The organism is Streptomyces sp. NBC_00536, assembly GCF_036346295.1.
Classification (GTDB): Bacteria; Actinomycetota; Actinomycetes; order Streptomycetales; family Streptomycetaceae; genus Streptomyces.
In genome coordinates, this window is record NZ_CP107819.1 from 278208 (window position 1) to 305002 (window position 26795).

At 72.9% G+C, this 26795-nt stretch carries 22 protein-coding genes, 1 pseudogene and 1 riboswitch; of the genes and pseudogenes, 12 read left to right on the forward strand and 11 right to left on the reverse strand.

Annotation, left to right across the window (positions count from 1 at the left end):
• The first annotated feature begins 28 nt into the window (after positions 1-28).
• The 6 genes from OHS33_RS01280 (at position 29) to OHS33_RS01305 (ending at position 7336) form a co-directional block, all read left to right on the forward strand.
• On the forward strand, positions 29-1444 hold the full coding sequence (locus tag OHS33_RS01280; RefSeq protein ID WP_330328498.1) for a short-chain fatty acyl-CoA regulator family protein: 1416 nt from the start codon (positions 29-31) through the stop codon (positions 1442-1444).
• A gap of 60 nt (positions 1445-1504) precedes the next feature.
• A riboswitch (cobalamin riboswitch) is annotated at positions 1505-1675 on the forward strand.
• 188 nt (positions 1676-1863) lie between these two features.
• The gene (locus OHS33_RS01285; protein WP_330328499.1) at positions 1864-3363 is read left to right on the forward strand and encodes a CoA-acylating methylmalonate-semialdehyde dehydrogenase; all 1500 of its coding nucleotides are present in this window, start codon (positions 1864-1866) and stop codon (positions 3361-3363) included.
• Positions 3360-4508, forward strand: a complete 1149-nt coding sequence (locus OHS33_RS01290; RefSeq protein WP_330328500.1) for an acyl-CoA dehydrogenase family protein — start codon at positions 3360-3362, stop codon at positions 4506-4508. The genes OHS33_RS01285 and OHS33_RS01290 overlap by 4 nt, the downstream gene beginning before the upstream one ends.
• Positions 4509-4521: 13 nt before the next feature.
• Positions 4522-5607, forward strand: a complete 1086-nt coding sequence (locus tag OHS33_RS01295) for an enoyl-CoA hydratase/isomerase family protein (RefSeq protein ID WP_330328501.1) — start codon at positions 4522-4524, stop codon at positions 5605-5607.
• Positions 5604-6554 carry a 3-hydroxyisobutyrate dehydrogenase gene (gene mmsB, locus OHS33_RS01300; RefSeq protein WP_330328502.1) on the forward strand — a complete coding sequence of 317 codons (951 nt, stop codon included), beginning with the start codon at positions 5604-5606 and terminating at the stop codon, positions 6552-6554. Before OHS33_RS01295 ends, mmsB begins: the two co-directional genes overlap by 4 nt.
• Positions 6551-7336 carry an enoyl-CoA hydratase gene (locus OHS33_RS01305; protein ID WP_330328503.1) on the forward strand — a complete coding sequence of 262 codons (786 nt, stop codon included), beginning with the start codon at positions 6551-6553 and terminating at the stop codon, positions 7334-7336. The genes mmsB and OHS33_RS01305 overlap by 4 nt, the downstream gene beginning before the upstream one ends.
• Positions 7337-7391: 55 nt before the next feature.
• On the opposite strand, the gene OHS33_RS01310 is transcribed toward OHS33_RS01305, so the two are convergent.
• Positions 7392-8837: an APC family permease gene (locus OHS33_RS01310; protein WP_330328504.1), complete on the reverse strand. Its 1446-nt coding sequence runs from the start codon at positions 8835-8837 to the stop codon at positions 7392-7394.
• A 155-nt stretch (positions 8838-8992) separates the two neighbouring features.
• Here OHS33_RS01310 and OHS33_RS01315 point away from each other — a divergent pair, with 155 nt between their 5' ends.
• The 3 genes from OHS33_RS01315 (at position 8993) to OHS33_RS01325 (ending at position 12246) form a co-directional block, all read left to right on the forward strand.
• Entirely contained in the window at positions 8993-10180 is a 1188-nt protein-coding gene (locus OHS33_RS01315) for an ROK family transcriptional regulator (RefSeq protein ID WP_330328505.1), read from the forward strand.
• A gap of 185 nt (positions 10181-10365) precedes the next feature.
• Positions 10366-11085 (forward strand): alpha/beta fold hydrolase, encoded by a 720-nt coding sequence (locus tag OHS33_RS01320; protein ID WP_330328506.1) that lies wholly within the window; start codon positions 10366-10368, stop codon positions 11083-11085.
• A 9-nt stretch (positions 11086-11094) separates the two neighbouring features.
• Complete coding sequence (locus OHS33_RS01325; RefSeq protein WP_330328507.1) at positions 11095-12246, forward strand: PP2C family protein-serine/threonine phosphatase; 1152 nt, start codon at positions 11095-11097, stop codon at positions 12244-12246.
• Between the two features lie 115 nt (positions 12247-12361).
• On the opposite strand, the gene OHS33_RS01330 is transcribed toward OHS33_RS01325, so the two are convergent.
• A complete protein-coding gene (locus tag OHS33_RS01330; protein ID WP_330328508.1) occupies positions 12362-12898 on the reverse strand; it encodes a hypothetical protein in 537 nt (178 codons plus the stop codon).
• A 148-nt stretch (positions 12899-13046) separates the two neighbouring features.
• On the opposite strand from OHS33_RS01330, the gene OHS33_RS01335 reads away from it, so the two are divergent.
• On the forward strand, positions 13047-13379 hold the full coding sequence (locus tag OHS33_RS01335; RefSeq protein ID WP_330328509.1) for a hypothetical protein: 333 nt from the start codon (positions 13047-13049) through the stop codon (positions 13377-13379).
• A gap of 661 nt (positions 13380-14040) precedes the next feature.
• Here the strand turns inward: OHS33_RS01335 and OHS33_RS01340 are convergent.
• The 9 genes and pseudogenes from OHS33_RS01340 to OHS33_RS01380 all read right to left on the reverse strand — a co-directional run bounded on the left by OHS33_RS01340 (position 14041) and on the right by OHS33_RS01380 (position 24540).
• Positions 14041-14679: a hypothetical protein gene (locus tag OHS33_RS01340; protein ID WP_330328510.1), complete on the reverse strand. Its 639-nt coding sequence runs from the start codon at positions 14677-14679 to the stop codon at positions 14041-14043.
• Positions 14589-14867: pseudogene (locus OHS33_RS01345) on the reverse strand (2-isopropylmalate synthase); the annotation flags it as partial. The pseudogene OHS33_RS01345 and the gene OHS33_RS01340, both read right to left, overlap by 91 nt.
• A 142-nt stretch (positions 14868-15009) precedes the next feature.
• Positions 15010-15951 carry a GNAT family N-acetyltransferase gene (locus tag OHS33_RS01350; RefSeq protein ID WP_330328511.1) on the reverse strand — a complete coding sequence of 314 codons (942 nt, stop codon included), beginning with the start codon at positions 15949-15951 and terminating at the stop codon, positions 15010-15012.
• The gene (locus tag OHS33_RS01355; RefSeq protein ID WP_330328512.1) at positions 15951-16955 is read right to left on the reverse strand and encodes a phosphotransferase family protein; all 1005 of its coding nucleotides are present in this window, start codon (positions 16953-16955) and stop codon (positions 15951-15953) included. Before OHS33_RS01355 ends, OHS33_RS01350 begins: the two co-directional genes overlap by 1 nt.
• Positions 16952-17686: an HAD family hydrolase gene (locus OHS33_RS01360; protein ID WP_330328513.1), complete on the reverse strand. Its 735-nt coding sequence runs from the start codon at positions 17684-17686 to the stop codon at positions 16952-16954. The genes OHS33_RS01355 and OHS33_RS01360 overlap by 4 nt, the downstream gene beginning before the upstream one ends.
• On the reverse strand, positions 17683-18858 hold the full coding sequence (locus tag OHS33_RS01365; protein ID WP_330328514.1) for a hypothetical protein: 1176 nt from the start codon (positions 18856-18858) through the stop codon (positions 17683-17685). The genes OHS33_RS01360 and OHS33_RS01365 overlap by 4 nt, the downstream gene beginning before the upstream one ends.
• Positions 18859-18996: 138 nt before the next feature.
• Positions 18997-20067 (reverse strand): hypothetical protein, encoded by a 1071-nt coding sequence (locus OHS33_RS01370; RefSeq protein WP_330328515.1) that lies wholly within the window; start codon positions 20065-20067, stop codon positions 18997-18999.
• Positions 20068-20237: 170 nt separating this feature from the next.
• Complete coding sequence (locus OHS33_RS01375) at positions 20238-21548, reverse strand: MFS transporter (protein WP_330328516.1); 1311 nt, start codon at positions 21546-21548, stop codon at positions 20238-20240.
• Positions 21549-21747: 199 nt separating this feature from the next.
• Positions 21748-24540, reverse strand: coding sequence for a hypothetical protein (locus OHS33_RS01380; protein WP_330328517.1), 2793 nt, complete (start codon positions 24538-24540; stop codon positions 21748-21750).
• Positions 24541-24792: 252 nt separating this feature from the next.
• Between OHS33_RS01380 and OHS33_RS01385 the strand changes: the two genes are divergently transcribed.
• Together OHS33_RS01385 and OHS33_RS01390 are read left to right on the forward strand one after the other, a co-directional pair.
• Entirely contained in the window at positions 24793-25248 is a 456-nt protein-coding gene (locus OHS33_RS01385) for a hypothetical protein (RefSeq protein WP_330328518.1), read from the forward strand.
• A gap of 167 nt (positions 25249-25415) precedes the next feature.
• Positions 25416-26789 (forward strand): erythromycin esterase family protein, encoded by a 1374-nt coding sequence (locus OHS33_RS01390; RefSeq protein WP_330328519.1) that lies wholly within the window; start codon positions 25416-25418, stop codon positions 26787-26789.
• Positions 26790-26795 lie beyond the last annotated feature (6 nt).

The following is a 26795-nucleotide window of genomic DNA, read 5'->3' on the forward strand; positions in this document are numbered from 1 at the left end:
TCTGTCCGATGGCGGGTGGAGGAGTCCGGTGAGCAAGACGTACGCGGGCGCGCGGCTGCGCAGGCTGCGCGAGGAGCGCCGCATGACCCAGGCCGACCTGGCCAGGATGCTCGGCATCTCGCCCAGTTACCTCAACCAGATGGAGCACGACTCCCGCCCGCTCACCGTCCCGGTGCTGCTGCGGCTCACCGAGGCCTTCGGGGTCGACCCCGGGTTCTTCTCGGAGCGCGACACCAGCCGGCTGGTCGCCGACCTGCGCGAGGCCCTCGCCCAGCAGGTGGCCGAGGCCCGCGTGTCCCCTTCCGACCTGGCGGAGCTGGCCACCCGGATGCCGGCGGTGGCCTCGGTGCTGTTGGACCTCGGGCGGCGCGGCCAGTTGCTGGCCGAGCGGCTGTCCGACGCCGCCGACGGCCGGGACGGGGCGGCCGAGGCGCCGCGCTCGCCCCACGAAGAGATCCGCGAGTTCTTCTACCGCCGCCAGAACTACCTCCACGACGCCGATCTCGCGGCCGAGGACCTGGCCCGCGAGATCGGCATCCGCCCCGGGGACGTCATCCGCGCGCTCACCCGCCGGCTCGCGGACCGGCACGGCGTCCGCCTCTCGGCGGACTGCGACCGGCTGCACCACTACGACGCCGACGCCCGCGTCCTGCACCTGTCGAACCGGCTGCGCCCGGGGCAGCAGGCCTTCCGGATGGCCACCCAGCTCGCCCTGGCCGAGTACGGGGACGAACTCGACCGCCTCGCCACCGAGGACTTCCCGCCCGGCTCCCCCGCGCACGCCCTCGCCCGCATCGGCATCGCCAACTACTTCGCGGCCGCGCTGATCCTCCCGTACACGGCGTTCCACACCGCGGCGGAGGAATTCCGGTACGACATCGAGCGGCTCACCGACCACTTCGGTCTCGGCTACGAGACGGTGTGCCACCGCCTCAGCACCCTGCAACGCCCCAGGCTGCGCGGGGTGCCCTTCTCCTTCGTCCGGGTCGACCGGGCGGGGAACATGTCGAAGCGGCAGTCCGCCACCGGGTTCCACTTCTCCCGCGCCGGAGGCACCTGCCCGCTCTGGAACGTCTACGAGGCCTTCGCCGCCCCCGGCCGCATCCACGTCCAGGTCGCCGCCATGCCCGACGGGCAGCGCCACCTGTGGACCGCCCGCGCCGTCACCCGCCACCGCGGCGGCTGGGGCGAACCCGGCAAGACCTTCGCCATCGGTCTCGGCTGCGAGATCCGCCACGCCTCCCGGCTCGTGTACGCCGACGGCCTCGACCTCGACAACACGGCGGCCGCCACCCCCATCGGCATGGGCTGCCGCCTGTGCGAGCGCCTCGACTGCCCCCAGCGGGCCGCGCCCCCGCTCGGCCGGACCCTGGCCGTGGACGAGAACAGCAGCACCTTCATCCCGTACCCCGTCCGGGACGCACGCCCCGTCGGCCGCGACTGACCGGCGACGGCGGGCGCGCGGGCGGCGGGTCTGGACTTACTAGGACGTCCAACTATATGTTCGTGCCACAAGGTCCGCGGTGCAGGGAAGCCGGTGAGAAACCGGCACGGTCCCGCCACTGTGACCGGGGAGTGTGCTGCCATCCACACGTCACTGACGAGGTCCGTCGGGAAGACGGGCGGCACGCGGGGATCCGGGAGTCAGGATACCGGCCGCGGAACGTTCCGTGTTGTCCACGAGGATGGAGCAGACACGCATGGCACCGGTTTGTACCCACGACCCTGGTGATCCGGCGGAGCGCGCGCACACTTCCGCGCGCTCGTAGTTCCCACGGCCTTCCGCGGCGGCGCACCCCACCGGGTGCGGACCGCCGGTCCGTCGTGCCATCCCCGGATCCAACCTGACGAGAGCAGGCACCCATGGTCCGCGAACTCACCCATTTCATCGGCGGGAAGCACACCTCCGGAACCTCCGGTCTCTTCGCCGACGTGTACGACCCCAACACCGGCGCCGTCCAGGCCCGCGTGCCCCTCGCCGGGCGCGCCGACACCGAGGCCGCCATCGCCAACGCCCGGGAAGCGCAGGATGATTGGGGTCAGTGGAACCCCCAGCGGCGCTCGCGCGTCCTGCTGCGCTTCCTCCAACTGGTGGAGGGCGAGCGCGAGTCCCTCGCCCGGATGCTGTCCGCCGAGCACGGCAAGACCGTTGCCGACGCCCACGGCGATCTGCAACGCGGCCTGGAGGTGGTCGAGTTCGCCGCCGGTGTGCCGCACCTGCTCAAGGGCGAGTTCACCGACAACGCGGGCACCGGCATCGACGTGCACTCGCTGCGCTCGCCGCTCGGCGTCGTCGCGGGGATCACCCCCTTCAACTTCCCCGCCATGATCCCCCTGTGGCAGGCGGCCCCCGCCCTGGCCTGCGGGAACTCCTTCATCCTCAAGCCGTCCGAACGGGACCCCTCCGTCCCGCTGCGGCTGGCGGAACTCTTCCTGGAGGCGGGCCTGCCGCCCGGCGTGCTCAATGTCGTCAACGGCGGCAAGGAGGCCGTGGACACCCTGCTGGAAGACCCCCGGGTCCAGGCCCTGGGCTTCGTCGGATCGACCCCGATCGCCGCACACATCTATGCCACCGCCGCCGCGCACGGCAAGCGCGCCCAGTGCTTCGGCGGCGCCAAGAACCACATGATCGTGATGCCGGACGCCGACCTGGACCAGGCCGTCGACGCCCTGATCGGCGCGGGCTACGGCTCGGCGGGCGAACGCTGCATGGCCATCGCGGTCGCCGTGCCCGTCGGGGAGGAGACCGCCGACGCCCTGGTGGCGAAGCTCCGCGAACGGATCGCCTCCCTGCGGATCGGCCGCTCCGACGACCCCGAGGCCGACTTCGGTCCGCTGGTCAGCCGCGACGCCCTGGACCGGGTCCGCCGGTACGTGGACATCGGTGTCAACGAGGGCGCCGAACTCGTCGTGGACGGACGCGGGTTCACCCTGCCCGGGCACGAGAACGGCTTCTTCGCCGGAGCCTCGCTCTTCGACCGCGTGGCCCCGGCCATGCGGATCTACCGCGAGGAGATCTTCGGCCCGGTCCTGAGCGTCGTACGCGCCGCGGACTACGCGGAGGCCCTGCGGCTGCCCACCGAGCACCCCTACGGCAACGGCGTGGCGATCTTCACCCGGGACGGGGACACCGCCCGGGACTTCACCCGGCGCGTCGGCGCGGGCATGGTCGGCGTCAACGTGCCCATCCCGGTGCCCGTCGCCTACCACACCTTCGGCGGCTGGAAGCGCTCCGGATTCGGCGACCTGAACCAGCACGGCCCCGACTCCATCCGCTTCTACACCCGTACGAAGACCGTCACCTCACGCTGGCCCTCCGGGGTCAAGGAGGGCGCGAGCTTCACCATCCCGACGATGGGATGAGCGCGGTGACCACCCTGACCGAGGACCAGCTCGCCCTCGCCGAGGTCACCCTCGACTTCGCCCAGGAGCAGCTCGCCCCCCACGCCGTCGCCTGGGACCAGTCCAAGCACTTCCCCGTCGACGTCCTGCGCCGGGCCGCCGGACTGGGGCTCGGCGGTGTGTACGTGCGCGAGGAGCACGGCGGTTCCGGCCTCAGCCGCAGCGACGGGGTCCTCGTCTTCGAGACCCTCGCCACCGGCTGCCCCTCCATCGCCGGATACCTCTCCATCCACAACATGGTCGCCTGGATGATCGACCGTTACGGGGACGGCGCGCAGCGCGGGCGATGGCTGCCCGGCCTGTGCGCGGCCACCACCCTGGGCAGTTACTGCCTCACCGAACCGGGGGCCGGCTCGGACGCCGCCGCCCTGCGCACCCGCGCGGTGCGCGACGGCGACCACTACGTCCTGACCGGGGTCAAACAGTTCATCTCCGGAGCGGGCGCCGCGGCCGTCTACGTGGTGATGGCCCGCACCGGAGGGAGCGGGCCCGGCGGGATCTCGGCCTTCGTCGTCGAACGGGACGACCCCGGCGTCTCCTTCGGCCCCAACGAGCGGAAGATGGGCTGGAACGCCCAGCCCACCCGGCAGGTCGTCCTCGACGGCGTACGGATCCCCGCCGACCGGCGTCTCGGCGCCGAGGGCGACGGTTTCCGCATCGCCATGACCGGCCTCAACGGCGGCCGCCTCGGCATCGCCGCCTGTTCGCTGGGCGGCGCGCAGAGCGCCCTGGACCGCAGCCTGTCCCACCTCGCCGACCGCGAGGCCTTCGGCGGCAAGCTCCTGGACGCGCAGGCACTGCAGTTCCGGCTCGCGGACATGGCCACCGAACTGGCCGCCGCCCGCGCCCTGGTCCGCCAGGCGGCCGAGGCGCTCGACGCGGGCGATCCGCTGGCCCCGCGGCTGTGCGCGATGGCCAAGCGGTTCGCCACCGACACCGGCTACACGGTCGCCGACCGGGCCCTCCAGCTCCACGGGGGCTACGGCTATCTCAGCGAGTACGGCATCGAGAAGATCGTCCGCGACCTGCGGGTCCACCAGATCCTGGAAGGCACCAACGAGGTCATGCGCGTCATCGTCGCGCGCGGACTGACGGAGAACTTGTGACGGAGAACCTGTGATGAACCACTCCTCCCCCGAAGAGAACGATCACGTCCTCCTGCGCACGGAGGGCCGCGCCGCCTACATCACCCTCAACCGCCCCAAGGCCCTCAACGCCCTCACCCATCCCATGGCGCTCCGCATCGACGGCGCCCTCACCGCCTGGGCGGACGACCCGCGCGTGGAGACCGTCGTCATCGAGGGCGCGGGAGAGCGCGGCCTGTGCGCGGGCGGCGACGTCCGCGACATCCACCACGACGCGAAGACCGGCGGCGCCGCCTCCGCGGACTTCTGGCGCGACGAGTACCGGCTCAACGCCCGTATCGCCCGCTACTCCAAGCCGTACGTCGCCCTGATGGACGGCATCGTGATGGGCGGCGGGGTCGGGGTCTCCGCCCACGGCAGCGTCCGGATCGTCACCGAACGCTCCCGGGTCGCCATGCCCGAGACCGGCATCGGCTTCGTCCCCGACGTCGGCGGCACCTACCTCCTCGCCCTCGCCCCCGGCGAACTCGGCACCCATCTGGCCCTGACGGGGGCCGCCGTCGGGGCGGCGGACGCGCTGCTGTGCGGGCTCGCCGACCACTTCGTCCCCTCCGCCGCCCTGCCCGCGCTGGCCCGGGAGCTGGCCGCGGACCCGGTGCACACCGTGCTGGAGCGGTACGTGGAGCAGCCGCCACCGGGTGAACTCCCGGCCGCACGCGAGTGGATCGACCGCTGCTACACGGCGGAGAGCGCCGAGGAGATCGTCGCCCGGCTGCACGCCACCGACGCCCCTGCCGCGAAGCGGGCGGCCGCCACCCTGCTGACGAAGTCCCCCACCGCGGTCAAGGTCACCCTGGCCGCGCTCCGCCGGGCCCGGCGGCTCGGCCCGCTGGAACGGGTCCTGGAACAGGAGTACCGCGTCTCCCTGGCCGCGCTCTCCTCCCCCGACCTCGTGGAGGGCATCCGCGCCCAGGTCATCGACAAGGACCGCGACCCACAGTGGTCCCCGGGTACCTTCGAGGCCGTGGGCCCGGCCGACGTCGAACGGTTCTTCGCCCCGCTCGGCGACCGCGAACTGCGGCTCGCCGAGACCGCACCGTCCACGGAGGTCGCCTGGTGACCAGCACCGTCGCATTCATCGGACTCGGCCACATGGGCGCACCCATGGCGGCCAATCTGGTCAAGGCCGGCCACCGCGTCCTCGGCTTCGACCTGGTACCGGAGCTGCTGGCCGCCGCGGTCACGGCCGGTGTCGAAGCCGCCGCGTCGGCGGCCGACGCCGCCGCCGAGGCCGATGTGGTGATCACCATGCTGCCCGCGGGCCGGCACGTCCTCGCCCTCTACCGGGAACAGGGACTCCTGGCCGCCGCCCGCCCCGGCACCCTGTTCATCGACTGCTCCACCATCGATGTCGCCGACGCCCGCACCGCGCACGAGGCCGTCGTCGCGGCCGGTCACCGGGCGCTGGACGCCCCGGTGTCGGGCGGGGTGGTCGGGGCCGAGGCCGGCACGCTCACCTTCATGGCGGGCGGCGGGGCGGCCGAATTCGCCGCCGCCGCGCCCTTGTTGGACGCCATGGGGAAGAAGGCCGTGCACTGCGGACCGGCCGGTGCGGGGCAGGCCGCGAAGATCTGCAACAACATGATCCTGGCCGTCTCGATGATCGGGGTCAGCGAGGCCTTCGTGCTCGCCGAGAGCCTGGGACTCGACCACCAGGCCCTCTACGACGTGGCCTCCACCGCCTCGGGGCAGTGCTGGGCGCTCACCGTCAACTGCCCCGTGCCCGGGCCCGTACCGGCGTCCCCCGCCAACCGCGACTACCGGCCGGGCTTCGCCGCGCCCCTCATGGCCAAGGACCTGGGCCTGGCCGCCAACGCCCTGCGCGCGGGCGGGGTGGACGCCCCGCTGGGCCTGAAGGCCGCCGAACTCTACGCGGCCTTCGCCGAGGGCGAGGGCGCCGACCTGGACTTCTCGGCGATCGTCCGCACCCTCCGACCGCAGGTCCAACCGCAGCTCCGACCGCCGATCCAACCGCCGATCCGACCGCAGAACGGGACTCCCGCATGACCGACACCGCGCCGTACGAGACCATCCTGCTGGAGCGCAAGGGCCGGGTGGCCGTGCTCACCCTCAACCGGCCGGAGGCCCTCAACGCCCTCAACCTCCAGGTCATGACCGAGGTCGTGGCCACCGCGGAGGCCCTGGACCGGGACCCGGAGGTGGGCTGCATCGTCCTGACCGGCTCCGCGAAGGCCTTCGCGGCGGGCGCGGACATCAAGGAGATGCGGCCGCGGAGCTACATGGACATGTACCTCTCCGACTGGTTCACCGTCTGGGACCGGCTCGGCCAGGTCCGCACCCCCACGCTCGCCGCCGTGTCGGGCTACGCCCTGGGCGGGGGCTGCGAGTTGGCGATGATGTGCGACATCCTCCTCGCCGCCGACACCGCGAAGTTCGGGCAGCCCGAGATCAAGCTCGGGGTCATCCCGGGCATCGGCGGCTCGCAGCGCCTCACCCGGGCCGTGGGCAAGGCCAAGGCGATGGAACTGTGCCTGACCGGGCGCACCATGGGCGCCGAGGAGGCCGAACGCGCCGGGCTGGTCTCCCGGATCGTCCCGGCCGACGAGCTGCTCGCGGAGGCCCTCTCCGTAGCCGAAACCGTGGCCGGGATGTCCAAGCCGGTCGCGATGATGGCGAAGGAGGCCGTGAACCGCGCCTTCGAGACGACCCTCACCGAAGGCGTCCGCTTCGAACGCCGCCTGTTCCACGCGGTGTTCGCGACCGCGGACCAGAAGGAGGGCATGTCCGCCTTCGTGGACAAGCGCCCGCCGCGCTTCACCCACGGCTGAGCCCGGGACGCGGATCCGGGGACGGCGCCCCGGCCGTCCCCGGAGCGGGATCAGGTCAGGCGCCCCGGCGCAGGGTGTTGGTGTCGCCCACGTCGATGACGCTCTCGCGCGGCCCGAAGGGCCAGACCTTCTCGCGCCGGGCCCAGAGGGCGAAGGCCGCGCAGCCCAGGGCGAGCCAGCCGAGCGACCACTCGATGGGGTGGCGTCCGGGGGAGTTCGTGTCGGCGTAGCCGTAGATGACCAGCCAGCCGGCGAGGGCGACGATGCCGGGCAGCGGGTACAGCCACATCCGGTAGGGGCGTTCCATGTCGGGCCGCTTGCGGCGCAGGGTCACCAGGGCGGCGATCTGCGCCAGGCCCTGGACCAGCACCATCACGGTGGTGAGCAGCTGGATGAGGGTGGCGAGGTCCGTGTGGCGGCCGAGGAGGAAGCCGATCACGGTGATCACGCCCATGGTGGCGAGGCCGAGGACGGGGAAGCCGTGGCGGGGGTGGAGCCTGCCGTAGGGCTTGAAGAACACCCGGTCGCGGGCCGCGTCGTAGGGGACGCGCGAGCCGCCGAGGAGACCGGTGAAGACGGAGGCGAAGGCGGTGACGAGGATCATAACGGTGACCACGTCCGCGGCCGTCTTGCCCCAGGTCTCTTCCAGGACGGCGGAGGCGACCGAGGTGGAGGCGATGTCCTTGGGGTCCAGCATCCGGTGCCAGTCGACCACGCCGAGGGTGCCCACCTGGAGGAGCAGGTAGATCGCCATGATGCCGAGGATGGAGAAGACGATGGAACGCGGCAGGGTCCGGCCGGGGTTCTTGATCTCGGCGCCCATGTAGGCGGTGGTGTTGTAGCCGAGGTAGTCGTAGATGCCGATGGTCAGGCCCGCGGCGAAGCCGGTCCAGAACGCCGTTCCGGTGAACGAGAAGGCACCGTCGGGGTAATCGAAGGCCGGGCCCGTGTCGAAATGGGTGAACGCCGCGAAGATCACCAGGACGACGGAGGCGATCATGACCACCCACATCACCGCGGTGATCTTCGCGATGTGCTCGATTCCGCGCCAGAGCAGGAGGACGACCAGCGCGATGACGCCCACGCCGATGGCGTCGCCCGCGCCCTGACCGAGGCCGGGGGCCAGGTAGCCGAGGTACTGGACGAAGCCGACGACTCCCGTGGACATGATCAGCGGGATGAAGAGCATGGCCGTCCAGACGAACAGGAACGGCATCAGCCGCCCCGAGCGGTACTGGAAGGCCTTGCGCAGGTAGACGTACGTACCGCCCGATCCGGGCATGGCGGCGCCGAGTTCGGCCCAGATCAGTCCGTCGGCGAGGGCGAGGAGGGCACCGGCCACGAATCCGATGACGGCCTGGGGACCACCGAAGGCGGCGACCATCAGCGGAATGGTGACGAAGGGACCGATCCCGCACATCTGGCTCATGTTGATGGCGGTGGCCTGGAACAGGCCGACGCGGCGAACGAAACCGCCGGAGGGCGGCGGAGCTGCGGACACGGATCTCTCCAGGAGGGATGGCAGGGAGACGCAGGCGGCCGGTGCGCCACCGGAGGGACGTCAACTCGGCTCGGGACGGCTTAAGTTAGGAAGCTTTACTTACTACGTCAAGGGGTTCTGCGCTGCGAGCGGCCCCGATGCCCGAGAATGGGCCGATGAGCAGCAGCGACGATCCCACCGAGCAGCCCTGGAGCCTCCCCCGCCTGCGCAGCACCAACGAGCGGCTGCTGCTCGACCGGCTGCACGCGCGGGGAGCGGCCTCGCGGGCCGAACTCGCCCGCCTCACCGGCCTGTCCAAGCCCACGGTCTCCAGCGCGCTCGCCTCCCTGGAGCAGTCCGGCCTGGTCCGCGAGGCCGGCCGGATCGCCCCGGCGCTCGGCCGGACGGCCGTCCTCTACGAGCCCGACCCGACGGCGGGCTACGCCCTGGGCATCGACATCGGCCGGTCGTGGCTGCGCGTGGCGCTCGCCGACCTGTCGGGCACGGTCGTCGCCCGGTCCGACGTCCGCAACCGGGCCCGCAGTTCGGCCGCCATCGCCGACCTGGTCGCGGCCACGGCCGGGGAGCTGATCGCGAGTTCGGGGGCCGCCGCCGACAAGGTGGCGCACGCGGTCGTCGGCACCCCCGGGATCTACGACGCCCGGAGCGGGCAGGTCCGGTTCGCACGGAACCTGCCGGGCTGGGGCAAGGCCGGCCTCTTCGACCGGATCCGGAAGGACCTGGGCGTCCCCCTGTCGGTGCACAACGACGCCAATCTCGCGGCCCTGGGCGAGTACACCTCGGGCGCGGGGGCGGGCAGCAGGCTCTTCGTCTACCTGATGGCCGGAACCGGCCTGGGAGTGGGCGTGGTCAACGAGGGACGGCTGTTCACCGGCGCGCACGGCGGCGCCGGAGAGATCGGCTTCGTCCCCTGGTTCGGGGGCCCGGGCGAGCCGTGCCGGGACAAGCCCGAGACGCTGGAGAGCATGACGTCCGGACACGCCGTCACCGAGGCCGCGCGCGGCTTCGGCATGAAGGGGGCGCCGACGGCCCGGCGGGTCTTCGACGCCGCCCGCGCCGGAGACCCGGCCGCCCTGCGGGCGGTCGAGCTGGAGGGCAGCCGCCTCGCCCACGCGGTCGCCGTGGTCACGGCCCTGTTCGACCCCGACCTGATCGTCCTGGGCGGCGGCATCGGTCACAGCGGCGACCTGCTCCTGCGCCCGCTCCAGGACACCCTCCGCTCCATCACCCCGCTGCGCGCGCGGGTCGTCGGCAGCGCGCTCGGGGACGACGCCGTACTGCTCGGCGCCCTGGCCACCGCCCTCGACGCGGCCCGCGACCTCACCTTCGAAAGCCGCTCGTAGCCGACCCCCTGGACGGCCGGGCGGCCGGTCACCGGTCAGGGGCCGGTCAGGGGCCGACGGCGCATCCCGCCCGGCGTACGACATGCGCGGGTGCCGGGTGTGCGGGCATCCTGGAGTCGGTCGCCACGCGCCGTAGCGGCCTGCGCTCGCGCTGGTGAGGGCGACGGAGCAGAGGAGGGCGGTTCATGACCGACCCGGCCTACGTGCTGGTGCCCGGTGCGGGCGGAGAGGCCTGGTACTGGCACCGGGTGGCGGCGGACCTCCGTCGGCGGGGCCGGGACGTGGTCTCGGTGGACCTGCCCGGGGACGACGAGAGCGCGGCTCTGCCCGAGTACACGCGGCTGGTCGTCGAGGCGGCCGGCCCCGACCGCCGCACCGGTCTGGTCGTGGCCGGCCAGTCCCTGGGCGCCTTCACCGCCTCCCTGGCGTGCGCCCGCCTTCCGGCCGCACTGCTCGTACTCGTCAATCCGATGATCCCGGGCCCGGGCGAGACTCCGGGCCAGTGGTGGGAGAACACCGGCCAGGCCCGGGACATGCGGGAGAACGACACCCGGGAGGGGCGGCGGGCCGGGGCGGAGTTCGACGCGGCGACGTACTTCCTGCACGACCTCCCGCGGGAACTCGTGGAGGAGGCCGCGGCCCACGAACGCCCCGAGTCCGACGCGGTGTTCGCCTCCCCGTGGACGCTCCCCGCCTGGCCGGCGGTGCCGACCCGCGTGCTGATCGGGCGGGACGACCGGCTGTTCCCCGTCGCCTTCCAACGCCGGGTGGCACGGGAGCGCCTGGGCATCGTCCCGCAGGAGATGCCGGGCGGGCACCTGATGGCGCTCAGCCAACCGGCCGAAGTCGCCGATAGGCTGGAGGAGTACTGGGCCGAGGTCGACGGGCCGACGGCGATGGGGTGACGGGGCACGGTGTCCGAGCGGGACAAGTCCGAGCAGGGCGGGCTGGAGGCGCGGCTGCGCGCCACGGAAGAGGCGCTTGAGCGCATCGGTACGTCCTCCGACGAGCGGGAGACCTGCCGGGAGCTCGCCGCCTTCCTCGTCCGTACGCTGTGTGACGCCGCGGCGGTGGAGCTGACCGGCCGGGGCGCCGGGCACGAGCGTGTCGCGGTGGCGGGCGCGGCGGACCTGCTGGCCGGACCCGTGCCGGAATCCGCCTCCGTGGCGCGGGCGCCCGCGTACCTGGTGTCGGTGCCCCTGACGACCGGCTCCGGCGAGATCCACGGAAGGCTGCTGGCCGCCCGTACGCACCCCGCCTTCGACGATCACGAGCTGGCGACGATGCGCTTCGCGGCGCGGCTCGCGGGCCTCCACATCGGCCATGCCCGGCTGCTGGCGGCCACGGAGAAGACCGCGGTCGATCTCCAACGGGCCCTGGTGACCGAACCCGGCCGGCCGCATCCCAATCTGGAGATCGCCAGTCGCTACCTGCCCCTCGGAGGCCGCGCGCTGGTCGGCGGCGACTGGTTCGAAGCGGTGCGACTGCACTTCGGCCGCACCCTGCTCGTGGTGGGTGACGTGATGGGACACGGCCTGGATGCCGCCGTCGACATGAACGCCTACCGCGCCGTCCTGCGCGAGATCGCCGCCACCGATCTGGCCCCGCACCGCGTGCTGCGCCAGATGGACGCGCTGTCCGCTGCGGACGAGGCGCGTCGGCCGGCGACCTGTCTGCTCGTCCGGGTCGATCCCGCCCGCGGTGTGGCCGTCTACGCCAGCGCCGGCCACCTGCCGCCCGCCCTGTTCACCCACGACGGCGGCGGCGAGCTGCTGGACGTCCCCGTCGGCCCGCCGCTCGGTACGGGCATCGGCGGCTACGAGGCACTGACCAGGCCGATCAGCGCCGAGCAGATCCTGTTGCTCTACACGGATGGCCTGGTGGAGCGCCGCGGCGAAGACATCGACACCTCACTGGCCAGGCTCACGGCCCTGCGCGTGGGCGCCCGCGCGGGGCTCGCGGACGTGGTGGACGCGGTGTGCGACGGACTCGACGCGCGGCACGCCGAGGACGACGTCGCGGTCGTCGCCGCCCGGCTGCGCCCCCGGCCGGTCACCGGCCGGTGAGCACGGGTCATCCACGCACGTCATCCGCGCACGTCATCCGCGCACGTCGTCCTCCTCGGCCCGGACCGGCCCCGGCGGTCCGCTCGGGTACACCGTCACGGGCTGAGGCCGGGGCTCAGCGTCCGTCCGCCCTGGACAGGGCGTCCGTGACTAGGCGGGTGGCGAAGTCGGGGTTGTCGGCGATGCGGTTGATGTGCTCCGCGAGCAGGAAGGCCGTGGCTTCCAGCGGGTTCATCTCCTCCTCGGTCCACTCGCCGTACTGCCTGCGCCACAGGCTGGGGCTCAGCCCGGTGCCCGCGGCGATCACCAGGCCCGCCATCGTGGGGATGGCTTCGGGCCGGACGCTCTTCGGCATCATCCGCAGCGAGGCCACCAGGTGGGGCACGACGTACTCGATCACGTCCTTGCCGTGCTCCTCGTGCGCCTTCCGCAGCCACGTGGTGAACATGTAGACGAGCGTGCACGCCCCGTCCAGCACGTCATTGGCGCCCTTGGGTCCCAGTGACGCGGCGAACTGCTCGATCAGGAGCTGCTGTTCGGGGTCCACTCCGGCCTTGCCGTCGTGGATGGCCTTGAGGCGCGAGTCGATCATCATGAGCGCCGCGCCCACATCGCCGGCGGGAGCGTGCTGGGGGTCGTAGTCCGATGACACGCGATTCCTCCATTGGGGCGGCGAGGTGTTTCGTGGTGCCCATGCGTACCCAGCGCCCGCTCGTTCGATGCGTCGCCCGGGAGGTGACAGCGGTTCCCTTGTGGCTACCATGGGGAGCAGTACAGGCACGGTGTGTAATGGAGGCGCAATGCTGGGTCTGGTTCCCGGCGCCAAGCCCGAACAGGGTGGCAGCGCCCCGGGACTCGGCGAGATCGGTCCGAGCCCCTGGGTCGTCAAGTGCATGGGCCGCAGATACAGCGCCGCGCGGTCCGGCGGGGCGGTCGTCATCCAGGACGTCACGGACATCACCCGCCCCTTCCCCGTCGGCCTGGCCGAGCCGGATTCCGAGAGCCTGTGGACCGTCCGCACGCCGCGGGGGCTGCTCGCCGGGCGTACGGGCGGCACGCTCCACGCGATCGCGGCCCTCCGGGAGGCGTCCCTGCCGCCCGCGGTCCCCTCCCCCGGAACCGAGCAGGCGTAACCGCGACTGCGGCGCGCCGCTCGGCGATGGTTCGCTACCGCGCTGCGTCGGGCCGCGGTCGCGCAGCCGGTCCAGGTAGACGGCCGGGTCGGCGCCGTGGGCCCGGTCCTGGACACCGGCGCGGACGTGGGCCAGGTCGCCGTTGCGGGAGATCCGCAGCATGGTGGTCGCGGCGTGGGCCGTGCCCGGCTCCCGCAGGGGGTCGCCGTCGGTGACCGGAGTGCCGGGCCCGAACATGGCCGCCGCCTCCGCGGCGGTGGCGGCGGGCGCCCTGCCGGTGCGGTTGGCGCTGCTGACATACAGGCGGGGGAACCGCTCCAGCAGCGCGGCCAGGGGGTGCCAGCGGACGCCGAAGAGCAACAGGTGGCCGTCGCGCAGGGCGGGGGCGGCCCAGGCGGGGTGCGGGACGTCGGTGCGCACGGGTGCCAGCAGGGTGACGAGTTCGGTGCGCAGCAGGGTCAGGGCGCTCCGCAGGGCCGTCGGCGCGAGGTCGAGTGCCGGGGCGAGGTCGTCCCAGGTGGTGTCGTCGTGCCGGCCGGAAGTCCGCGTACTGGTTGTACGTGGGCTTCCGGCCGGTGCGGCGAAGGGGGTACCTCCCTGCTCGAGCGAAGCCGAGAGCTTGGGGGGAGCGTGCCGGGCGTCGCGACGCCGCGGAGATCCATCAGACACCCCCTAGCCGTTCGGCGACCGCCCGGAGCACGCGACGGCTGGCCAGGTGGGTGAGTACCACGGTCGGGGCCAGGCCGAGGTGGAGCTCGGGGTCGTAGGGCTGGAAGGTCCGCGGGCGGGTGAAGGGGGTGGCCGTGGAGATCGTGGCGACTCCGGTGCCCACGACGGGGGTGGTGACCGTCAGCGGAACCCCGGTCTCCGCCGACACCATCCGCGCGATCCCCGGCAGCCGGGTCAGGTCGGGCGCGGTCCACCACGGCTCGGCGTCGCGCCCGAGGACCTGCGCGGCCTTGTCCGGGTCGTGGCCGAGCAGGAACAGCAGCTGCTCGGTGGCCACCATGCCGCTGCGCTCGGCCATGCCCAGCCAGGAGCAGGCCGCCACGCGCACCCCGCTCTCCAGCGCCGCCAGGGTGTTGGCCAGGACCAGACCGAGGTCGTTGTGCAGGTGCGAGACCAGGACGGTGTCGGGCCCGCCCCCGCGGCGACGCGCCGGAACAGGGCCCGCGTCCGCTCGGGCAGCAGGTCTCCGACGGTGTCGGCGAGTACGACCGTACCCGCGCCCTGGGCCGTCATCGACCCGGCGTATTCGGCCACCAGGCCGTGATCGGCGCGGGGCGCGTCCACCAGACACACGTCCACCGCGACGCCGTCCGCCCGCTGCACCGCCTCCTTGACCACGGCCAGTCCCTGCTCCAGGGCCCGGCGGGCGCTGCTGTGCACCAGGGCGTCGGCGGTGGCCTCCGAAGCGGCCACGATCACCATCACCCGCGCGTGCGCCGCGCCGCGCACCGCGTTCAGCGCGAGCCGTACGTCCTCCACGGTGCCCCGGCCGAATCGCGCACCACGTCCGCTGCGGACACTCCGTCACACCTCCGCGCCCGTACGGCACTTGTGCGCCACGCTGCGTGAAGACCTTCTCACGTGGAGTGTGGGCGAGGGCGCGGGCGCGGATCGGCGGCTGTCAGTCCCGGACCACGGTCACCGTGACCCCGCTGAGGAAGTCCGCGCGGTACGGCGCCACGTCCACGTCCGCCCGTGAGGCGAGGACGTGCAGCCCGAGCCTCGGCGGGCCGCCCCCGACGGAGTCGGCGGACTCGGTGCCGTACGTCAGCAGGAGTGCGGGATCGGTCAGGGCGCGCAGGGACACGAAGCGGTCCGCCTCGTCGCCGCCCGCACCGGGGTCGACGCTCCCCGAGGGCACCGGTGCGAAGCCGAGCCGCTTCTTGAACCCGTAGAGACCGGGGGAAGTGACGTGCCCGTACAGGGAGGTGTCGTTGCCGAGGGACATGCGGGCGCAGCCCAGCTCCCGCCCGGCCTGGAACGCCGCCATGTACAGGGCGCGGGTCAGGGCGCCGCGCTGGTCGACGGCCGCGGTGGCCACGTAGCGCAGTTGCAGGAGCGAGTCCTCCGTCCGGACCCAGCAGACGCACCCGCCCACCATGCGGCCGGCCTCGTAGGCGTAGACGCCGAGGTGGGAGGCGGACCGCTCCAGGAGCGTCCGCTGCTCGCCCCGGGCCAGGTTCACGCCGTTGCGCATGCCCGCGACCTGCGTCTCGTACACGCCCAGGAACTCTTCGAGCGGGCCCTCCTCCAGCTCCGGCCGCATCCGCACGCGCAGTCCGGCCGAGGCCGCGAGGTCCAGGCCCCGGCGCACCTTGCGCCGCTCGGTGGCTCCGAGCGCGCCGAGGAAGGCGGCCTCGGAATCCCTGAGCGGAGCGACCCAGTTGACCCAGCCGGGCTTCACGGCGAACCCGGCGGCCGTGAGGGCGGCCCGGGCGTGGGGCGGTGGATCGACCACGCGCAGCAGGTCGACGTCCGGCCCGCGCCAGGGTCCGCACGCGTCGAGGGCCTCGCCGGTGGTGAGTTCGGCGACGGTGAGTCCGTAGCGGTCGACGATGTCCATCAGTGCCGCCGCTCCTCTCGGTCGTGCAGGAGCCCGAGCAAGTGCTCCGCGCGTGCGGTCAGGACCTGGGCGCGCCGGGCGTCCGGGGCCACGCTGTGGAAGACCAGCGCGAGCATGACGGCGGTGTCCAGGCGGTACAGCAGGGCGGCCGGGGAATCCAGGTCGGGTACGGCTCCGTCGGATGCGCCTCCGTGGGGTGGCGCGGCGCCCGGCTCCGCGTATCCGGCCAGGATGGCGTTCGCGTCGATCCCGTTGTCGGGGAGCAGGGCATATTCGGCCACCCGTGCGAGTTCCATCAGGGGCGGCCCGATGAGGGCGTTGGACCAGTCGACGACCGCCGCGAGCCGGCCCCGGCGGCTCAGCAGGTTCTGCCGCCGGACGTCGAGGTGGAGCAGCCGGTGCGGGGTGCGCACGGCTTCCAGGGTCGCGGCGATGCGGTCGGGTGCGGGCAGCGGCGGCAGGGACGGCGCCGCACGCAGCAGGTTGGCGTGGCGGTCGCCGAGCCGTTGGACGAAGAAGGCGGTGAAATTGCCCGGTGACTGGTAGGCGAGCGGTATCTCCGGGGGCGTGATGGCGTGCAGCGCGGCGAGGAAGCGGCCCACGTCGCGGCCGTCGAGGGGGTCGTCGTCGTGTTCGACGTGCGCGGCGAGGGAGACGAGGAGGCCATCCGGCTGCTGGATGCGCTGGAGCGGCGTCGCCACGGGCAGCCCGAGCGGGCCGAGGTGGGCGGCTATCGCGTGCTCCTGGCGGATCAGGTCCGCGCTGTCGACGTCGCCGTACGGGGAGCGGTACAGCCGGTGGCGGGGGATGCGCAGCACCGCGTCGGCGAGTCCCGGGCGGCCGACGCGGTGGACCACGAAGTCCACGCCTTCACCGGCCGGTCCGTGCGGTACCAGCCCGTGCGCGGCCACGACGGAGCGGGCCACGGCATCGGTGTCGACGGCCGTGTCGAGGGGGGTGGCGTCGAGTGGGGTGTCGTCGATGTGGGTCGGGTGGTGCGTCATCGTGCGTTCTCCGGTACGGCGAGCGGCAGTTGGGCCACGAGGTCCACGAGCGTCTCCAGCGAGGTGATCCGGGGGCCGGGGTGGTCGGGAAAGCGGGCGTAGCGGTCGATGAGGAGGGGGTGCATGCCGGCCTCCCGGGCGCCGTCGATGTCGACGACGAGCGAGTCCCCGATGAACACGCATTCCTCCGGGGGCCGTTGGAGCCTGCGGCAGGTCAGGGCGAAGATCTCGGGGTGCGGCTTCTCGTGGCCGACCTCGCTGCTGATGACGATCTCGTCGAAGCGGTCGGTGAGCCGGTGCGCCGTGAGGATCTCGCGCAGCCATCCGTCGAAGTTGGACACCAGGGCGAGTTGGTGGCCGGCGGCCCGGAGCGCGTCGAGGCAGGGCAGGACGTCGGAATACAGGCGGTAGTTCGCGGGGTCCAGGGCATGGCGGGCCGCGCGCAGGGCGGCCGGGTGGGAGTCGGCGCCGCCCGCGCGGCGCAGGGCGTCCTGGAAGAACGCGGTCCACATGGTCAGCCGGGCGTCCGGGTCGGCCTCGTCGTCGGGCCAGTGGCCCTCCGCGCCGATGGCCCACAGTGCCTCGCGGACGTCCTGCGCCGAGGGGGCTCCCTCGGCGCCGAGCCAGGAGACGGAGAGCAGTTCGGGGAAGGCGGGGGCGAGTTCGAGCAGGGTGTCGGCTGCGTCGAACAGTACGGCGGGCAGTACGGCGGGCAGGGGGGTGCGGGTCATTGCAGGCCTCCGTCGGCGATGAGCAGGGTGGACAGGCCCCCGCGGTCGGCGGGGAGTCCTTGGCGCAGCCCCTCCGGGGTGCCGTGGAGGAACACGGTCTCCTCCTCGCTGGAGAAGTGGTTGCTCATCAGCACGGCGGACTTCTCCTGGCCGCAGAGCCGGACGGCTTCGAGGGCGAGGTCGACGTCGCCCTTGTGCATCTCCACCAGGACGCAGGTGATGCCCGCGGACAGGTAGCTGGTGAGCTCGCCGAGGAACTGCTGGGGCGGCAGGCTGTGGCGGCCGTGGAGCCCCGAGAGGTAGGCGAAGGACCGGGCGAAGGGGTCCTCCCGGAAGTACCGGCCGGTCCGCGCGGCGGCGAGGAGGCCGATGGGGACGCCGGGTGTCACGTGGATCTCGCGGCCGGTGAGCGGGAGGCCGTCCAGGACGTCGTAGGTGTCGGGGTTGCCCTCGACGAGCAGGCCCACGCGGTCGTGGCCGGCGGCGTGCAGTGCGCTGAGCGCCTCGTCCACCTGGTCGATGTTCTGGTCGAAGTCGCCGTAGCGGTACGGGAGTACGTGCGCCGGGAACCGTTCGTGGCCCGGGGTCCGGGTGAAGGTGTGGCGGTACGTCCAGTCGGTCATGACCACGGGACAGCCGGTGTCCAGGGATCCGAGGGCGGCCTCTCCCCCGGCGGGGGTCCACGGCCCCACCCCCACCGCGCGGACGCACTGGGGCGTCGAAGGGTGTCCGGCATCCAGTGGTCCGGCGTTCACCGGTGCGGCGGCCAGCGGGTGCGGGTCCGGTGCGGCGGCTCCGCGTCGTTTCGTCAGCCGCCGTTCGATCGATCCGGCCCGGCGGCTGCGGAACAAGGTGGGCACGACGAAGGCGACCGGCTCGGTACCGTCCTTCGCGGCGGGGAGGTATTCCGACTCGGTGGCCGCCGCGGCGAACTCGGCTAACCCGCAGGCGTCTTCGACGAACGCCACGGGCCGGCCCCAGCCGAGTGCGCCGAGGGCCGTGGTCATGTCCTCCTTGAATCCACGGGGGCGGATGGTGACGAAGCCACTGGAGACGGGCGAGAGCGGGTGCGTCTCACCGGCGACGTCCACGCAGTGCAGGTGACGCACGTCGGCGGCGGCACGGAAGACCTCCATGCCGACGAGGGACGTCCTGGTACCGGGTGCGGTCATGGTGGTCTCTCTCTTCGATGGGCGGGCATGCGGACCCGGCCCGGACACGGCGGTGTGCGCACCGGGTGGCCGGATCGGGCCCGGTGCGGTGGAGGTCGCGGCGCGCCGTGGGGGACGGGGCGCCGTCGTGGGCTCCGGTCAGGAAGCGGGGTACGTGCCCTCGGCGGCGGCGATTTCCCGCTCTTCGAGGTCCGAGCGGAGGGCCGCGGCCGCGCCGAGGGCGTGGTGCAGGTGGGGGTCGGCCGCACGGAAGTAGGTCACGAGCCGGGTCAGCCGGCACCCCCGGGCCGTCTTGGCGCCGTAGGTCGACTCCCCGTAGTGGATGCGGAATCCTCCGCCCCGTGCCGCGTGGGCGATGAGTTCGTAGTAGGCCAGGTTGAAGTAGCTGCCCCGGTCGTCGGTGCTGAACGCGCCGAGGCGGGGGACGAGGCGCCGGTGTGGAAGGTCCTCGTAGAAGGCGACGAACCCGAGCGGGCCGCCTTCGCCGTCGGCCCGCAGGACGCGCAGTCCCGGGATCGAGGCGGCACGCCGGAACCGGTCGCGGACCGCGTCGGCGTCGGCCTCGTGCCCGTAGCGCCGGTAGCGGTCGAGCTGGAGTTCCACCAGGTCGGGGGTCAGGCCGTCCGCGCCCAGCACCTCGACGCGGGGGTTGCGGTCCAGGAACCGGGCGCGCTCCTTGCGGAGCACCTTGCGCCGGTGGGAGCGGAAGCCGTCGAAGTAGGCGTCGAGCCCCTCGGCGGGCGCGTCGAGGACCGCATCGGCTCCGGTGGTCACCGGTACGTACCCCCGCTCGCGCAGGATCCGGTGCAGCGGAGCCCATGCGGGTTCTTCGCGTACGTTGCCGAACTCCACGACGGGGAGGCCCTGTTCGGCCGCGATCCGCTCGGCGCCGGAGACCAGCTCGGCCAGCTCGGCAAGCTCGGCCAGCGGACCGGACCCGCCCGCGCCCGGGGTCACACCCGGCCGCGTCGATCCGGGCGAGACCACGGCGAGGGTGTCGGTGCCCTCGGCGGGCAGGCGCCGCCCGAGGTCTGCCGCCGCCTCCCGCAGACGGTCCGCTTCCGCGGCGTCCGGCAGCCGGTCCAGGAGGTCCCGCAGCGGGGAACCGAGGAGGACGGACCGGGTGGCGTAGGTGGTATGCGGGCAATCGTGCGGAATTACATAACAGGTCGCGCATTGCGCTCCTGTCCCGCCTCCGGCCGACGGCACGCCGGGAATTGTGGAATCAGCCGGTGCGGAAGCGAGGACGTACTGTTCCCGGCTGATCCTTCCTTCTTCGGCGGTCAGCCACGCGATGGTCCTCTCGATTTCCGGTGCCGGTAATCCCGGCGACATGTCCCGGGCCCAATCGGCCACACTGGAATAGCGGGTGACCGGCATCAGGATTCTTCTCCGGATTCTCGCTCTTCGTTCCCCGACCGCACGGTTTCGGCCGGGGAACGAGGACCGAATTCACGCAGGGCACGGTCCGAAACCAGTGCGCCGACGGAGGCGAGCGTCCAGACGGCGGCGATCCACAGCAGCGGCTCGGGGCCGACGACGCCTGCGAGCAGCGGGGCCAGCACGTATCCGAGCGGCAGGAAGGCGAAGGAGCCGATCGAGGAGATCGCCCCGACCCGCGAGAGCCGGTCGGCGGGGACGGTCTGCTGGATGGCGGTGTTGACGAGCACGCCGTAGGCGGCGATGCCCGCGCCCGCGAGGAACTGCGCGGCGCACAGGGCCGGGACCCCGGCGCCCGCGGCGAGCAGCAGGGGCGGCAGGCCCATCGCCAGCAGTCCGAGTGCGGCGGTCAGGATCGGGCGGCGCAGCCGCAGACGGCCGCAAGCGAGGCTGCCGAGCAGCTCGCCCAGGGCGAAGGAGACCATCAGCAGGGCCCACCCGTTGGGGCTGAGGTGCTGCACGATGCCCGGCCCGAGCACCATGAAGGGTGCGGCGACCAGGAGCAGGATGAGGCTGTCGACCACGGTCATCCGCAGCAGCCACGGCAGGCCGCGCAGCGCCTGCCAGCCCTCGCGCAGCCCGGCCCCCGCGGGCTGGGGCGGCCCGCCGGCCTCCCCGCGCGGCAGGCCTGCCAGGAGTGCGGCGCTGACCAGGAAGGACGCCCCGTCCGCGGCGAGCGCGGCGGAGGGCGGCCCGAGCGCCGCGCTCACCGCGGCCACGGTGGGCCCCAGCAGGGAGGCGGCCCCGGTCCAGGCGCCGACCAGGGCGTTGGCGGCGCCGAGGTCCGCGGGCTCGACGCAGTGCGGCAGGTACCCGAAGGTCGCCGGGTATCCGATGGCCATCGACATGCCGAAGACGGCCTGGCAGGCGAGCGCCCACCACAGGGACAGGCCGGCCATGAAGACGGCGGCCGTACCGATCTGGGTGAGCCCGCACACGATCGAGGAGGCGGCCATCAGGGGCCGTTTGGGCAGCCGGTCGGCGGCCACTCCGCCGAGCGCCAGCAGGAGGACCTTGGGCAGGATCGCCGCGGCCATCATGGCGCCGAGCCAGACGGCGGAGGCCTCGCGCGCCACGAGGCTGAGGGCCAGGGCGGTCGGCACGACCGCGTCACCGATGAGGGAAATGGCCCGGCTGATGAAGAAGCGCCGGAATACCGGGGCTTTGAAGAGGGGTGTTAACTTCGGATTCGGTTTCTCTAAGCTGGTCACCGACACGATGTCGAGCTTTCGGACCGCAAACCCGGACATCGGAAATCAAGAGCAACTGCCTGCGTTGTGAACACTGTTACCACATTCCCCCGTGCGGGTCGAACCCGCAAATGATATCGCTAAGCGATCATGAGGCTAAGCGTCCACCAGCTGAGACGTCAAGGGGGTGTACTCGGCCCCGGGACGGGACGGCCGGACTTCTGGCCGAATCCCGCACCGGCTGTCCAAAAGCAATCCGTCACCCAGCTGTTCCCCCGCTGACGGGTCCGTCCGTGACCCGGCCCGTGAGGAGCGGGCCGTTCGGCCACTCGCCCTCCTCCTGGTAGATCTTCACCTGCATCCGCAGGGTTTCCTCCGGCTCGGTCACCGTGTCGGTGATCGTGGGTACGGACACCTCGGTGCTCGTCTGGCCCTTGCGGATCTGGATCCAGAGGTACGAACCGTTCTCGGACAGGGGGCGTTCCGGGTCGGCGGCCTCGCCGAGGCCGGAGAGCCAGTCCTTGTCGACGTCCTTCGTGGACAGTTCCGGGCCCGCGCCCACCGGAACGATGACGAACGGGGTGTCGATGTCGGTGTCGGCGGGCTGGGAGAGTTCCACCTTCCAGACGAGCTTCTGCCCCTCGGTGACCGTGTCGGCGACCGCTCGTACGGAGACCGTGGGCATCGGGTCGTCGTTCTTGACCAGGACGCCCCCGGAGGCGCTGCCGACCACCGCGCCGCGCACGGCCTTGGCCGCGACCTCGTGGTTGCGGTCGAGGTCGTAGCGGGAGTTGCCCTGGACCGTGATCGACACCTCCTCGGAGCCACCGGCTCCCACCGTGACGGTGCGGACCGTGGACCGGTGGGTCTGCGGGTCGCGGACCGCGAGCTTGATCACGCCCGTGCCCTGGCCGGTGACCTGGACGGGGACGCGGTACGTGCGGGTGCCGGAGTCGCCCTCCTGGACCGTCAGCCGGCCGATGTCGACGCGCGGGAGCGCGACCGGGTGGACCGCCGGGGTACCGGGGCGCCAGCCCCAGGCGTCCATCAGCCAGAGCGCGCCGGAGCCGCTGCGCGGGGTGAGTTCGAGCGACCGCGTCCGCTTCAGGTCGACTCCGGCGGGCAGGGCGGCCGTCAGCGGGACGCGGACCTCGCGCGCCCAGTGTGACGCCGTCGAGGCGGAGCCGGGGAGGCCGTCGACGGTGACCTGACCGAGCGTCACCCTCTTGCCGGAGGTGTCGGTGAGCGCGACGTCCAGCAGGGTGCCCCGGGTGTTCGGCGGCACGATCACCCGCAGCGCGAGCGCGTCGGAGCCCGCCAGCGAGAAGGCGCGCTCCGGCGTCAGCCGGACCGGGGTGCCCGGTGCGGACCAGCGGGCCGTGACGGCGTTGCGGTCCGGCTCGCCGTCGGTGACCGCCCAGGGAGCGAAGTGCGGCGACTGTCCGGTGTCGGCGTCCGTCATACAGGCCTGGGCGCTGTCCGTCGTCACCTGCCGGCACACCCGCCCGTTGGTCACCGCGAGCGGGGCGTCGGGCAGGATCGCCGGGGTGCGGTTGCCGCCGAGGGCGTGGGTCAGTACACGGGCGGGGTCCGCCGACGGCGCGCGGCGGCCCGAGCCGTCGAGCAGCGGGCGGACCCGGTCGTCGCCCGCGAGGAAGAGCCGCGCGGCGGCGGCGATGTACGTGCTGCCCGCCTTCTGCTGCTGCGCGGCGGTCAGCCGGGTCGCGGACCGGGTCGAGCAGACCGGATCCGGGGTGGCGCCGTCCCGGAAGTCGTCGGCGGCCGGGCCCTCGGACTGGCCCGGGGTCCACTGCGTGTTGAAGAAGTTGTGGTTGGCGCCGACCATGTACACCGCGCTGTGGAGCGCCGCGCCCTGGCCGATGCCCCGGGTGCCGTCGAGGTAGAGCTGGCCCTGGAGGTTGTTCACGTCGCCGTCACAGCCGGGCAGGATGGTCATCGAGGGAACGTCCGGCACGGGGTTCTGGCCGAAGAGGGTGGGGCCGATCATGACGGTGCCGCGGATCTGCCAGCCGACCGGTCCCCGGTAGCCGTCCTCGGCGGGGGGCGGCGGGGACATGCTGTCGAGGGCCGCGCGGTTGACGCCCTCCCCGCCCCGGGAGTGGCCGACCAGCAGCACCCTCGTCAGGTCCGCGGACCGCATCGCGCGCACGGCCTCGGGGGCCTGCCCCGGGTTCGTGCTCCACTGTGCCCAGCGGGCGAGGTGCTGACGGATCAGGGAGGAACGGGCCTGCGCCCCGGAGTCGGCCGTGCGGCCGTCCTGTGCACTGACACCGTTCGCGGAGATCGAGACGGTCACATAGCCCTGGGAGGCCAGGAGCGTCTGGTCGTGCAGATGGCCGCGGTAGCTGGGCAGTTCCTTGGATCCGGGCTTGCACGGCCACTGCATGCCCGCGCTGTTCCTGCCGGGCTCGTAGCAGGTGGCGTTGCGGCCGTGGAGGAAGAGCGCCAGCGGTCGTTTGCCCGGCGCGTCCGTCGGACCGACGACGGTGGCGCGCATCTCCACGGGCTCGGGATAGCCCGGCAGCCGCACCGGCTCCAGGAGGTACTCACCGCTGCTGGTGCGGTACGTCCCCGGGACGCCGGGGTCGACCGGGTTGGCGGGGAGCGGGTCCGGCGGCCCGTCCGCGGTGAGGGAGCGCTGCTGCCCCGGCGCCCGCCCCGTCGCCTCATCGGTCCCCGGCGCGTCCAACCGCCGTGAACCGGCGACCACTTGGAGGTCACCCGGCGGTCCGATCCGCGCCCCGTCGAGGCGGAGCCGGAAGGTGCGCTGGTCGGGGGATGCCTCAGGGACGCCCAACGGCCGCTTCCCCGAACGGAATTCGACCAGGGCGCCGCCCATGCCCACGGGTTCGGGCGATCTCCAGACCAGGGCCCCGCCCTCGATGCGCCACCCCTGCGGCAGCCGCTCCCCCGGGGCTCCGGTGCGGGTGTCGGATATGGAGTCGGCGGTCGGCCGCGCGAGCGCCGGTCCTGGTACGACCGCCGTCAGTGCCACGGCCGCGAGGGCCGCGGTCAGCGCACGTAGAACCATTCTCACTGCGTTCTCTTCTCATCGTTGGTTGTCGACCTGGGTACCCGGTAGACGTTCCGGCGCATGATCGGTTGCCGCGCCCGGGAAGGGAGTTGACACCACCCCGCGCACCACCCCTTCCATTCGTCACGGGGTGGCCGGGGGGAGTTCAGCTCGCGATCAACCTTCGTTCAAATGCAATGTGAAATATCACATGACATAAGCACTGCCCGTGGATGAGCCTCGGACGGTGCCCACACCAAGGAGAACCCGATGAACCGCTTGGCCCTGCTCGTGGCGGGTACCGCCGTCCTGGCCGTTTCCACGATCACCCCCGCCGGCGCCGCCGCCCTGCCGACCGGCAGCACCGAGACCGTGACCTCGTGCGGGTACTCGGGCCTCCAGGCCGGCCTGAACACGCGCGTGTGCGCCGAAGTCACCGGTACGACCGTCGAGTTCTACGGCACGGTCGGCCTGGCCGGCCCGCCCTCCCCGGGCGGCCCGTGGCCCGACCCGAAGGAGCTGATCACGACCCTGTCCACGGAGGTCGTCGGCGGCGTCGCGCTCAGCACCCGGACCAGCCAGGTCATCTTCACCGCCTCGACCCTCCAGCTGCGCGGTCCGGCGAGCACCGTCCCGTGCGGCTCGACCGTACGCGCCACCTTCGCCGCGGCCTCGTACCCCCGGCCCGCCCAGCCGGTGGTCCACGAGGTCACCATCGCCTGCTGAGCACGGGTCGCCGAGCCGGGGGGAAAGCGGAACCGGGGGCGGGCGCCCGAGCCGGGCCGGGGGTTATCCCCCGTAATGTCGGAGGAGAACCCCAGCGCGCGGCACCGCCGCCCCGGGCCATGATCGTTTCACTGCCCAGTGGAACACCGGACCGAGGAGCGACCCCCATGAGCGCGTACCAGCAGACGATCGGCCGACGGGGGCTGCTCGCGGCGACGGCCGGGCTCGCGGCCACCGCCCTGCTCGCCCCGGCGGCCGCCGCCGCGACCGGCACCGGAACCGCCACCGGCCCGGCGACGGCCGCGGACGGCGGGCAGGCCGCCGCGATCCGGGCCCTGGAGCGCGCCGCCCAGCCCCTGCGGTCGACGGAACCCGGCGGCCGCACCACCGACTTGCGGGCACTGAGCGCCATGATCGGCGACGCCCAGGTGGTCGGGCTGGGCGAGGCCACCCACGGCTCGCACGAGTTCTTCGCCATGAAGGAACGCGTCTTCCGCCACCTCGTCGAGGAACAGGGCTTCACCACCTTCGCCCTGGAGATGAGCTGGACGGCGGGTCTGCGCATCGACGAGTACCTCCAGGGCGGCGCGGGTGACGCCCGGCGGATCGCCGGGGAGACACTGGCCGGATCCCCCTGGGAGCGCGAGGAGTTCGTCAGTCTCATCGCCTGGATGCGCTGGTACAACGACCGGCACCCCGGCCGCAAGGTCCACTTCATGGGCAACGACATCGGAGCGCCCCGGCTCGGCGACGCCGCCTTCGAGCGGGTCCTGTCCCACGCCCGCACGAGCCACCCGCAGGACGTCGCGCGCCTCGAAGGGCTGTACGCGGGCCTGCGCCCCCTCGACGACGCCTTCGCCTACCTGCGTACCCCGGTCGCCGACCGCCGGGCCAAAGCCGCCACCGCCCAGCAGGCTCTCGATCTGGTCACGGCGCACGAGAACGCCGGTGACGACGCCTGCGCCTGGGCCGCCCAGCACGCCCGCAACATCGCCCAGACCTTCGCCTTCGCCTCCCTCGACCTGTCCGATCCGCAGTCGGTGTCCGCCGCGGAACACCTGCGGGACCGGGTCATGGCCGACAACACCACGTGGTGGCACCGCCGCACCGGCCACAAGATGCTGCTGTCCGCCCACAACGGCCACGTGGGGTACCTGTCCACGGACCCGGTGATGTACCCGACCACGCAGGGCGTCTTCCTGCGCAACGCGCTCGGCCGCGGTTACGCCGCCATCGGATTCACCTTCGGCCGCGGGTCGTTCCTCACGTCGACCTCCTTCGACGGCACCTGGAGCAAGGTCACCGTCCCGGCGGCCACCCCCGACATGCAGGAGTACACCCTCGGCCGGGTCCGCCACCGCGACTACTACCTCGACCTGCGCACGCTGGGGGCGGCGGGCCGTAGCTGGCTCGACACGGCCCGCCCGGTCCACGATGCCGGCTCGACGTACACGAACGACCCGATGCCCACGCTCGCGATCGGCCGGGCCTACGACGTCCTCATCCACCTCGACCAGGTCCACGAAGCCACCAAGCTCTGACCACCA